The sequence below is a fragment of the Flavonifractor sp. An92 genome (genome assembly GCF_002159175.1).
In the GTDB taxonomy this organism is placed as follows: domain Bacteria; phylum Bacillota; class Clostridia; order Oscillospirales; family Oscillospiraceae; genus Pseudoflavonifractor_A.
In genome coordinates this window covers 17,132-28,244 of the sequence record NZ_NFGZ01000035.1, presented here as the reverse complement: position 1 = coordinate 28,244, position 11,113 = coordinate 17,132, and the positions used below count along the sequence as shown (strand labels likewise).

Genomic DNA, 11,113 nt, shown 5'->3' with positions numbered 1-11,113 from the left:
CTCATCGCTGAGATTGGTGTACTGCTCATATTGCCGCATGGCAAGCCGGGCGTACCGTTCCATCAGGGGGTGGAGGCCGGGGTACTGCACGGCACAGGCAAAGAGCTGGTTTACTCCCTTTTGGGGCAGGCCTGTGATGGGAAGATAACTCTTTTCCGGCCCTTTGAACTCCACCGCATAGCTGCGGGGAAAATCCTCCTGCGAAAGAACCTCACACAGGTAGTTCAGTACATCATGGCAGCATTCCTCCGTGTTGTCCCTGGCAGTAATACGGATCACAGCAAAGGCATCGTTGGCCGATGCGGTGAAGTGCTCTGTTTTCCGCTTTTGCAGAGAGATGGGCAGCCTGCCGGTTCCATTTTCCCGGAGCTTTTTCACCATATCAGGACGGACTTTCTCCACCAAGCCCAAGAGATAATTGGTGTCCAGATACTCAAAGTCCAAACCATACACTTTATAGCTCACCGCCACATAGCAGGCGAAACGCAGCAGCGGCTCCGGGACCTCCTCTGCACGGATACCTGGTTTCAGGGAATACTCCCGATCCCAGAAGTGATCATCTTCATTGCCTGTCACGATAAAATACTTCTCCTGCAGCTCCCGTTTCAGCATATCAAGTAAATGGTGGTCAATTTCACCCCACCGGCTCTGGCGGCGCAGGTTTTCGCTGAAGGCGATGGCCTTTTCCGCATCCAGGGTCTCGGCCCGCTGTATTTCGGTCCACGCCCTAAGCAGTTGCCACACCTCAAAGGGCGCACCTTGACTGCTAACCACTACCGGCGGCCAGAGGGAATCAAGCCGCGTGATTCTCCCGTCAATGGCATCCTGGATACACTGGTCAAAGAGCGGTTGCAGTTCTTCCTGTACCTCGGGCTTCATCCAGTAACAGCGTCCGTCCGCACTATTGTGTTTTGGTAAACTCATGAGATGCTCTCCTCTCAGGTCTGCTGATGCTGCATGGATACGATATGGCAGTCCGGGCAGAACTCCACATAGAGCGTGCCCTCCGCGCAGTCAAACACTGTATCCCACTGAATTTGGGCCAGATATTTCATGGGCTTGCCGCAGTGAGGACAGGTCGTATATTCCGCGTCCTGCACCCAGTTGCCAAAGCCGCCAATGGTATTCACATCCTGGCAGGCCGCGCCATAGAACAGGGGCGCCGGCGCCTTACCCAGCACAAAGGGATTTTCGGTGAGAGCCTTGTAGTCCTCGGGACTGACATAGCAATCCGTCTTCTCCGCCCCGTCAAAGAGTTCAGAGGGAAAGACCTCCACGCCGCCATCCAGGGTGAACCGGTTGAAGGCGGGGCCTTTGAGAAATCCCACACAGCTGGGGCAGCAGGTGGCGGTCAGGATGCCGTCCAGCCCCAGGAACCGGAGCCGCTCATCCCGGCCGTCCAATACCAGCATGTCCACCATGCGCCCGCCACAGTGGGGGCATGTGTCCTCCCGTGCCCGGCCAATGCGGACGGGAGATTTCTCACCGGTGGTTCCTTTGACCATAGGATAGCAGGTGTCGAAGTTGAGTTGGATTTTCTGGCCCTCCTTGTTGAAGGTCCAGCCTCCGATTTGCGCATAGCTGGATGGGTCCACATAGAGGCCCTTGCGCCAGGGCCGGGGATTTCGCTCCAGCTCCAGCAGAGTCTGCATTGCCTTGTCATCTCCCTGCATAGCAAGGCAACTCATCAGGTTGGAGGCCTCGCTGGAATATTCCGCGGACAATAGCGCATGAATCAGACCATCCCGCACATCGGCAGGAGCGTGATAATAGATCTCACAGGGCCAGAACACCCCTGCGGCTAGTGCCGCCCGCTGGATCTCCGGGTCGATGGCGTCCCGATACCCCAGCAACTGCCAGAAGTCGGTGAACTCCGGGTCCTCCATATCAGCCAACCTCTGGATGTTCTGGATCAGGTTTCTCTGCTTCTCTGCGATTTGTTCCGGCGTCCAGGACAGCGCAGCTTGCCGATCCTGCTCACACTTACATTTCCAGCACAATCCCTCATAGCCCAAGGAGGTCCCACAGCCGGGGCAGGTGTATTTCAGGCTCATATTCCTTGACTCCTTTCCAAAGATAGAAAAACGCCCTGCGACACCATGTCACTTGGACAGGCTGACGCAGGGCGTGAAAAGGCCGCAAGAGAGGAACCACATCTACCCCCAGATGTGGTTTCCTCCACAGACAAAATAATTTCCTTATATATAAAAGACGCAGTGATCAACTGCTCTGGTTTTTCTTTCATCGCATAACCTCATGATTCATTACCATGCCAAAAATTCAGGGCCTGAAAAGGGTGCAATTTAAACAAATTATATCATACTACTGTGCAATCGAAAAGGTGTATTTATTTTGACAGATTATATAAACGAAGTATTTACCGGAGAAAACCTCGTATAGTCATAAAGTAAAATGTAGCCTCTCCCAGCATGAAGCGGAAAGAGCTACATTTTACTTTGTAGTATGTTTTATCCTATGAAACCGACTGCAGACAAGGCCAAAAAGGAACCGACCTAAGACGCAAAAGGAGAATCTCTGGGTGCCTGTGTGGCAATCTAAGAACTCTTGGTTATGTGAATATTGAACTGTTTGTGCGGTCTTTCTTACAGAAAAAATACTGATTAAACTTTTTGTTACCCCTAGCATTTGCGGCTGATGTTTGGCCTGTAAGACAGCACAAGTTCCCCATTCAGCAAAGTGAGAAACGCCTCCGGAATCCATCTTAAAATACCACTGCACTGGTATGCCAAAAATCATTGACAAAGATACAGAGAATCGAAATCTGCTCGCAAATTTTATTTGTGGAAAAGAATGCTTCTTCAAATATTGCCTGTACCACTACATTAGGGATGGTCAGTATTGTCCTGTGTGACTATGTAGCCAGAAAAATGGGAAAAGATGGAGAGGAACATTCGACTTTCTTGTCTTCCGAAGCCCACGACTTCAGCTGTATGTAGTTCACTCCATCAGCTTTTAAGTTCCGTCAGATACTTGATAATGGTCTGATTTTGTGGCACACAATTACCTCATCGCTTCGCAGGGCTGCTCGCGCATGGGTATACGAACAATCTGCATTCAGGTGCCACCTTTGCCCAGCTCATGTTGCTACACTCGCTGTTGGCTATAACATTTATAGATGACCTCGTATATCACACTGGGGACAATTTGTCCCCAGTTGTGATCCAATCACGGAAAACTGTAGCTATATCATGTCCGCCTCCCAGAAATAGCCCAAAGGCTACAACACCATGTGATAGTTTTTGGTTACCTGCTACTGTCCATAATCATCACTCACGGATACCCTGAACACCATTAGGCAGCTGTGCTAGAGCAAGAACAGTCCGTTGAGGATCTCCACCTGGCCCTCTGCTTCGACTTACTCGAGACGCGTTGCTGTCCATCCTAGACTCTAAGGAGAACAACAACCTGGACAGCCTGTCCTGGACGGATGACACTTTAGCGCTGCTCAGCCAGGTATCTAGAATGGATGATTTCCAGCTTGTTTGTTTTCTTACCGTCTGATAAAATGAGAATAATTCCATGCTGGACTTTCCAAAATTAACAGCGTTTGGTTAGCGGATCCCCAAGCAGATGGTACGGGAAATCAAGATGTGCTGCCTGACGCTCCAGAGGCAACCTTGACAGGCAGATGCAGTTCCTGATAGGCAATCAGATCCTCCTATCATATGCTGTTTCTACTGGAGCTGTCCAATAGCTACATCTGGCTTCATACGACCTAAGGGGAGCACAGCTAGAGCAGCACCAACTTTTTCGAACCTGACCATCTTAGATATGGACGCCCTTTATGAGTGCATTGTGCGCTAGAACGCCGAATACGCCGTTATGGCTCCACAGGGAGAGACCCTGAAAGAGGTGGAGGCCCATACGCAGCGGCGGAAGAAGTAAAAAAAGCAGATCATACAGTTAAAAGCGAAGATAAAAAGAGAAGCAATTCAGCAGACAAACGGAGATTCGGCAGGAACTTATTTACTTAGAAGAGAAATTGGAGATTTACATGGAACGGAATAACATCTTCAAACTATTGGAACAGAACTATAAATCATTCGAAAGTAATTTGTTTCGAATTGATGAGCTTTTTCAAAAACGCTACATGATAGAGCAAAATTTCGGGCAAAAAACTACATTAAAAAATTTTGTGCAACAACATTGCTTTTATAGCTGGAAAAACAGAGGGCGTTGCATCGATGTAGATGATTTTCTAAATACAATTGGCTACCCCCTTGATCCTTACGAGACAATCAATCTATATTCGTATTTAGACAGAATCGAGGGAATTTATAACCTATGGTATCTTGCAAAAAACTATCGATATTTACCTGAAAAGCCGCCTAAATTCTATATAACTTAGTCCCTTTTTTAGATGATGGTTGGTAAGGTAAAGTCTCCGTCAAAATAACAAGAGACAGTTGTAAGAAAAAATTAGACATAAAAATCTACTGTTCATTAAATGAGGTTGAGACATTTAGTGGAGGTAGATAAATATGACTGACTTTTATAAACTTTTAAATACAGTGATTGGCGGAGACTTTACCCCTGAACAGTTGTCAAAGTTGCAAAATGTTTTGACAGAAAAGCAACAGGCCAAAAAGAAGAAAGCCACCAAAGTAAAAGAACTGTCATCGGAAGAAAAGGAACTGTTTGCAAAATGCACTCACAATAGAAGTGAAGTGCTTTGCTGTCCACATTGCGGTAGTGTCAGCGTCATAAAATATGGCCGACACCAAAATGGCAGGCAGAAGTACCGCTGTAAAGACTGTAAGAAGATTTTTGGGGATACCAATGGGACCTTTTTATACCGTTCCAAGTTGAATCTGGAACAATGGCACCGATTTATTCATTTGACAATGTGTAATCTAAGTCTGCCAGTCATCAAAAAGACAATGGGTATCAACATTGCAACCGCTTGGTATAACCGTCATAAGCTCTGTTCCCTTATCCAACAAATTGAGGGAGAACAAGATAACTTCCCTACGATTGTTGAGGGCGATGAATACTACACGCCGTTGTCTTTCAAAGGTATGCAAGATAAGGACTTCTTTATTGAGGTACTTGGTCGAATGCCAAACCACCATAGGAATAGAGAACAGCGGTATGACTATGTGGAACAAGCCGGTTATGACCTTACAGAAGTAGCCGACTTGCAGGGATTGGAGAGAAGATTTGATGAACTCACTCCTGAGGAAAAACAACAAGGTATTCAGCCATCAGCGTCAAAGTTATCTGCTCTGCTGAACAGTATGGATAGTCAAAAGGCTGTCAATGTGTTGCTAAATCTGGATAAGCAACAGAAGAAAAAGAGGGGGATCAGCAATCAACAGGTATGTGTCCTGACCGGCGCGGACAAGTTGGGTAATACCTATCTCTCCCCCTCTTGTATTGGAAAAATCGAGCCGAAACATATTGAACAACAATGGAAAGACAAGTTTACCAATGAGAGTATTCTTGTCACCGATAGTCTGAGAGCCTACAAGACCTTTGCCAACAATAACAAAATTCATTTGAGACAGATACCACCAGGAAAACATACTTCTGGTGTGTTCAATTTAGGAAAGGTCAACTCATACCATTCAAGATTGACCGATTTTTTGAAGATATACGACGAAGTTGCGTCCAAGTACCTTGACCATTATCTTTCCATGTTCCGATGGATGGACAAGTATATGGGTAAGGACATAAACAAGGGGGTTGCTTTGTTGATGGATATGCTGACAAAAGGAGCAACACTCACACACTCCAGAAAGTTGAAGTTTAAGCCTATGCCGTTTGACACTAAGGGGATTATTGCCGCTGAATACCCCTATAGTTTAATCTAACTCTGGACAGTTGCATTGTTAATTTCTCAGTTCTTACTTTATTATATTGGTTCAATATATTTTCAGCCATTTTATTGTACATAAAATGATTTAATATGAACATAAATGTATTTACTGTAACAGGAATATTTATTATCTTACAACAAGATGTCAAAAACTATTGACATCTTGGCTTTGCAGCGTTATCATAATAATGTAAAAAGTATTTGATATTTTGTAAGTCGTTGATGCAGAAAGGAGTATATGTATGGAGAATATTGGATTGATTATTTTCGGGGTTTTCTTGCTTGTCTTAATCATTTTAGACATTTCAATGATTGTTTCTTTGCTGAGAACGGGAGATGAGAGGAGACAGCTTATAGTCTGGAAAGCAAGTACATCCACACTTCTTGTAGTTGTGGGAGGATTAGTGATTGATATTGTGGAGTCCCTTGTCAGAGGTGAAGCTATGCTAATCAATCCTTTTATTAAACTTAGTGTTACCGCTATGGTTTACCTTTTAACGCTTTTATATTACAAGAGAAAGCATGGCAACTAATATGGAGAATACAATCAGAAATCGACGGAAGGAATTAGGATTGTCACAAGAAGAATTAGCAAAAAAATGTGGCGTCTCTCGACAAACGGTTAATGCAATTGAGAATAACAAGTATGACCCTACGCTTTCGTTGGCATTTAGCCTTGCGAGAGAATTACAGCTTACAGTTGATGAACTTTTTAATCCGTTAAAATAAGCAGCATTACATAAAATAATACTTGTTCTACAGCACAAAAATATGGTGAATGATCTTCACCATATTTTTGTGTAGTTTTTTACAACAACCATTATCTAAAAAAGGGACATAACTTATAGCATCCTCAAAACATTACTCGACGATTGTCTCTCTGATTTTAATTACAAAGCATATTATAATTCAGAAGTTGAGCAACTCATAGTAGCTGAGGACAAACCAGAGGTAACTGCCGTTGCAGAAATCGTAGATCCTCAAACTGCCTTTGAAATTGTACGATATAATCACCGCACATTGCAAGGAAACTTTGAGGCAAAAAAACGCATTCTTCTTACAATGGGAGCAGAATTAGAACCCAAAAGAAATGTTTTAAAGGGTATAAATCAGTCATTGGAGCGCAACATTTTCTTTATGCTTAATAATTTAAATCTCCGGCATAACAACTGTGCGGAGGGAGACAAGAACTATAAAAAAGCGGTAGCTTCTATGACTCCGATGGACTTGGAGCATTGGTATGATGTGCTATATCAAATGATTTTGTTGGCTAATTTGGAGCTAGAAAATTCGAAGCGACTGCATGATATCGATAGTCTAAAGAATACACTTTCAAGAGAAAACCTATAGATGCACTAAAAAGAAAACTACGGGATCTGCATTTAAAGGTCCAGCAGCGAGCGCCAAAGAGAACTGTTTAGGCGTGTCATCTGAGTGATGTGACTGTCCTTTTGCCTCAATACATCCAATCCCTGTGCTTTCCAGATTCGCAGAAGAGATAGCACAATTATATTAGTAATGTAACCGCAGATACCACGGTTTTTTGCGCTTTACCTTGGACACCATACGGTTTTACGCCGGAATTATGCCGGTACGAATACCGTTTCAGTGCGGACGGCAAAGCAAAAAACCAAGACTGCCGGGGAGGTAGGGGTGTTCGGCGAAAATAGAACCGGGTGTAAAACTCTCATTGTTGTTTCAAACACAATTCTCAGTTGCCTTCTGTCACGGGGCCGGCATAAGTGTCCCCGCTGGATCATCCATAGATTGGCCAATTTTATCGTCCTCCCTCCAGGTCTGTGCAGCTATCAGCTGCCTGCTACATCAGACCGGCCCAAGCCCCCATCCCCTGCTCTTAGATACACCAGAGGCATTTTGCCTATTATCTACATATTATTTGCATATTCCACATTTTATCTGCTTATTAGTCAACTATTAGTTAAATATTAGATAGATATAAAACGCATATTGCCAAAATTGAAAAACATATTAGATGCATATTGCATATTAAACCTATTGGGACACAAGAAAGCCCCCACCGTGTGGCGGGGGCTTTCTGCTTTTAAATATGGTGTCGTACTAATATCAATTTATCACTTTACTTCTTTCAGAACACCCAAGAGTAACGCTGCCATGTACCGAATGTAACCAGCGCAATCTTCTCCGTTTTCCCAAGCCTGAATTGTTGACATAGGAATACAGAGTCTATGGGAGAACTCTATCTGAGTCAGGCCAATTGATTCTCGAATTTCCTTGATTCCCATACGAGATACATCCCACACATGCGCACAGCGCATCGCTCGCTCAGTAAGTTCATCTCCATCAGTTGTATCATCAAGCCCCCACGATTCGGTCAGCGCCCATTCAGACATAAATGCGTCTCGATCCTTTTCGTTCGGAGCAGTCACCCACATTTCAACTAAATTTTCCTTCCTCATAATTTCTGTATCTTCGCTACGAAGGATATCTAAAATCTTGATGACCTGTGGATCGGCGTTAGGAACAAGATAATGAGTGTTGATAGAAAGTTTATGACACCGATTATTTGAGTCCCCTCCCGTAGAAACATCTGACAGGTCACAAATGGCATCGCTCTGCCCAAAGCAACCGAGGTGTGATAAAAAAATGATATATGATTCGGAGCATTCAGATACAGTTCCATGATAGCTTAAAGAATCAGCACTCATTGCGTTTTGAATAAACCGGCTTACTGTGTCCTGATAGCCACAATCAAACCCATACCTACGCTCCAGGATTGCATATTGATTTTTATTTAGATCTTCGAGATAAATGTCGGGCTTTCCTTGTCGTAAATCAAATGCTTCTGGCAGATTTGTTCTCCAGTAGAAACGCTCAATCCCTGAGATGCTTTTTCCCAATAGTGCCTCTAAAAACACCTTGGCGTTATCCTTGTCCTGTAAGTACCGGATGGGAAGCAAATTAGTCGTTTCAAACATTATAAATTCCTCCATTTTCTTTTGTTTCTTCATTCGGATTATGATGCTCCAAACCGAAGTCATAATTATTATATGCGAAACATAAAAATCATATTTTCACTCACCTAAGTTTGCTCCATGTTGTAATCAACAGAATGGTTTAAATCCTCAAATAGTGAGGCAACATTAAAATTTTTTGCGTTTCTAGTAACAAACGATTTCGCTGCGATTGGCCTAAGCATAACAGCGGCAGGAAGTCTGAATCTGCTCCACTATGCGGAAACGGGATACAGAGCGTCTTTTCTACAGAGAAAATATCTGAATAAGCTTCATTTTTTTGCTGCCTGTAGCCGAAAAGTCTCTGATTTTCTGCAATCCATTTTCAGAGATAGGCTAACGAGTTTTTAGATTTGAATATATCATACTATGGATTTGGAACCCTGCAGAGTTTCCAGAGATTTAGTCAGGATAGCCCACTGTGCAAGCTATGGGATGAGAGGCGGATCCGGATTTTTGATTTGATGACTAAATGTTGTTATAATTAAGTTATAAAAATGCTATATTGAAAAGAGGGCTTCCATATGAACATCCGTCCATCTGAAGCTATTAGGCAAAATTACGATGAGATTGCAGAACTTTGCAGGGAAACTGGGGAACCTGTTTACCTGACCAAAAACGGTGAAGGTGACCTGGTGGTCATGGACATCGAAAACTTTACTCGGCGCGAAAAGATGCTCAAGCTGCGGGAACAACTCCTAGCTGTTGAGAAAGACCGGCTTCATGAAATTGAAGACCACACGCTGGATGAAGTGTCGGCCTATCTGGACCGTGTGATATCGGAGGCTTGACACATGGGAGAGCAAAGATACAAAGTGGTTGTGTCAGACCGTTCCATGCGGATGCTGAACTGACAGAGGAGACAACTATCCGGAATTCCCGGATAGTTCAGCCTGAAGTCTCATGGTGAGTTGGAGAAGAACGCAGTTATTAAGAAACACTTAATAACCGTCTCTAACGGAAGGGGCTATAACACAAGCCTCTACAACCTACAATCAATCATTGCAGTTGGATTCCTTCGACCACCTGCTGGAACAGATTCTTTATAAATGTCTCAACAGATGAGTTAATCAGCAACCCTCCCGAGCAAGTAGAGATTGTTGATACCAACTCTGTGCAACCGGAGTGGATTACTGACTACCTCCTGTACTGCAATCGTGTCTACCCTGTTGCTTTAGCAAGGTAAACTATTAAATACATCTGTGGATGAGTTAATCAGCACCCCTGTCCAAGCCAGTAGGTATTGTTGATATTGGCTCTGTGAAACCGGAACGGATTACTGACTGCGTCCTGTGCTGCAGGGGGAAATCAGTCAGATGTTGAAAGACTGCCTGGCAGACCACTGGAGGCAAGCCCTTGAGTCAAGTGTCTTGACCACCCTGTACCTGCCCTGGGAGGCCATGAGCCAAAGGCGCTGCCACACCTGCACCTGGCAAATGGACCGACCGCTCGGCACATTTCTTTCGTGTCAAAGAATCATGAGATCTTTAGCTTCGGGATAAGGCTGGAAGGCATGAGCTTGTCGTGAAAAGAATGCAACACCCCCTGAGCATCGCAAAAAGAGTATAATACTACTCTTTTGCGCTGCTCAGGGGAGTCCAAGACCTCATTTGATCTTGTCAGCGATGATCGACCAGCCTGCTCTCCGCCGTATTCTCGCTCCTCGGCGACCATCCTTGAGCAAGCTCCCCCGGCTCATCGCCGGCGAGAAACCCTCCTGCCTAATTTCTATTCCCGGACAGGCACACCCGGTTGACGGGAGTTCTTGGATCATCTTTCCCATGCATTCCCCCGAGCGGATTTATTGCAGCGGCTCCGCCAGACCTGATCGCGCTTGTTGATATCGAGGGCCGTGATCGCCTAAACCCCCGTCTCCGGATGGACCAGAGAGAGTCTGTATGCAGCCAGCCCGCTGCGGGGGGATTCGCCAGGAATTATGGGTCTCCTCCTGTACTAGCCCCTCATCTCCGCGCGCTGTCTGGCTATGTCTATTACATCCTATGCTGTTTTCCTTTTTTTGTATTTCCACTTTTTGATTGTTTTATATAACAAGGGACAATTTTCCCCAATAAAAGTTGCAGAATATATTGTTATTAGATATTTTTTGAAATAATACAAGAACTAAAATTCCTAAAAAATTTTTTTATGCGGCACAAATCCAGTGTTCATTTTTTTGTACAACAACCAACTGTTTCACTACAAAATAGTTTCATAATATTTTATCCTAACGATCATTTTGATATTTTGGGGAATTTAATTCAACTTTGCTTATCTCCTTGAT

The 11,113-nt window shown here is 44.4% G+C and carries 8 protein-coding genes; 5 read left to right on the top strand and 3 right to left on the bottom strand.

All coding sequences use genetic code 11. The features are described from left to right. Positions 1 to 879 (bottom strand): DUF6138 family protein (locus tag B5G43_RS15505; protein WP_242960631.1); only part of this gene is annotated, 879 nt, incomplete at its 3' end. 59 nt (positions 880 to 938) lie between these two features. Beyond that, entirely contained in the window at positions 939 to 2,054 is a 1,116-nt protein-coding gene (locus B5G43_RS15500; RefSeq protein ID WP_087262945.1) for a hypothetical protein, read from the bottom strand. A 2,448-nt stretch (positions 2,055 to 4,502) separates the two neighbouring features. Between B5G43_RS15500 and B5G43_RS15490 the strand changes: the two genes are divergently transcribed. The 4 genes from B5G43_RS15490 (at position 4,503) to B5G43_RS17175 (ending at position 7,189) form a co-directional block, all read left to right on the top strand. Next, entirely contained in the window at positions 4,503 to 5,834 is a 1,332-nt protein-coding gene (locus tag B5G43_RS15490; protein WP_087262941.1) for an IS1595 family transposase, read from the top strand. A 247-nt stretch (positions 5,835 to 6,081) separates the two neighbouring features. Beyond that, positions 6,082 to 6,372, top strand: coding sequence for a hypothetical protein (locus B5G43_RS15485; protein ID WP_087262939.1), 291 nt, complete (start codon positions 6,082 to 6,084; stop codon positions 6,370 to 6,372). 1 nt (position 6,373) lies between these two features. Beyond that, positions 6,374 to 6,568: a helix-turn-helix transcriptional regulator gene (locus B5G43_RS15480; protein ID WP_206405032.1), complete on the top strand. Its 195-nt coding sequence runs from the start codon at positions 6,374 to 6,376 to the stop codon at positions 6,566 to 6,568. Positions 6,569 to 6,901: 333 nt separating this feature from the next. After that, a complete protein-coding gene (locus tag B5G43_RS17175) occupies positions 6,902 to 7,189 on the top strand; it encodes a hypothetical protein (protein ID WP_143382887.1) in 288 nt (95 codons plus the stop codon). 743 nt (positions 7,190 to 7,932) lie between these two features. Here B5G43_RS17175 and B5G43_RS15475 read toward each other — a convergent pair. Continuing rightward, positions 7,933 to 8,829 carry a helix-turn-helix domain-containing protein gene (locus B5G43_RS15475; protein ID WP_158097448.1) on the bottom strand — a complete coding sequence of 299 codons (897 nt, stop codon included), beginning with the start codon at positions 8,827 to 8,829 and terminating at the stop codon, positions 7,933 to 7,935. Positions 8,830 to 9,356: 527 nt separating this feature from the next. Between B5G43_RS15475 and B5G43_RS15470 the strand changes: the two genes are divergently transcribed. Further along, entirely contained in the window at positions 9,357 to 9,623 is a 267-nt protein-coding gene (locus B5G43_RS15470; RefSeq protein ID WP_006572409.1) for a type II toxin-antitoxin system prevent-host-death family antitoxin, read from the top strand. The last annotated feature ends 1,490 nt before the right edge of the window (positions 9,624 to 11,113 follow it).

Bases quoted from the DNA above. Each gene is read 5' to 3' on its own strand.
- B5G43_RS15500 (WP_087262945.1), bottom strand. From the start codon at position 2,054: ATGAGCCTGAAATACACCTGCCCCGGCTGTGGGACCTCCTTGGGCTAT.
- B5G43_RS15490 (WP_087262941.1), top strand. From the start codon at position 4,503: ATGACTGACTTTTATAAACTTTTAAATACAGTGATTGGCGGAGACTTT.
- B5G43_RS15485 (WP_087262939.1), top strand. From the start codon at position 6,082: ATGGAGAATATTGGATTGATTATTTTCGGGGTTTTCTTGCTTGTCTTA.
- B5G43_RS15480 (WP_206405032.1), top strand. From the start codon at position 6,374: ATGGAGAATACAATCAGAAATCGACGGAAGGAATTAGGATTGTCACAA.
- B5G43_RS17175 (WP_143382887.1), top strand. From the start codon at position 6,902: ATGGGAGCAGAATTAGAACCCAAAAGAAATGTTTTAAAGGGTATAAAT.
- B5G43_RS15475 (WP_158097448.1), bottom strand. From the start codon at position 8,829: ATGAAGAAACAAAAGAAAATGGAGGAATTTATAATGTTTGAAACGACT.
- B5G43_RS15470 (WP_006572409.1), top strand. From the start codon at position 9,357: ATGAACATCCGTCCATCTGAAGCTATTAGGCAAAATTACGATGAGATT.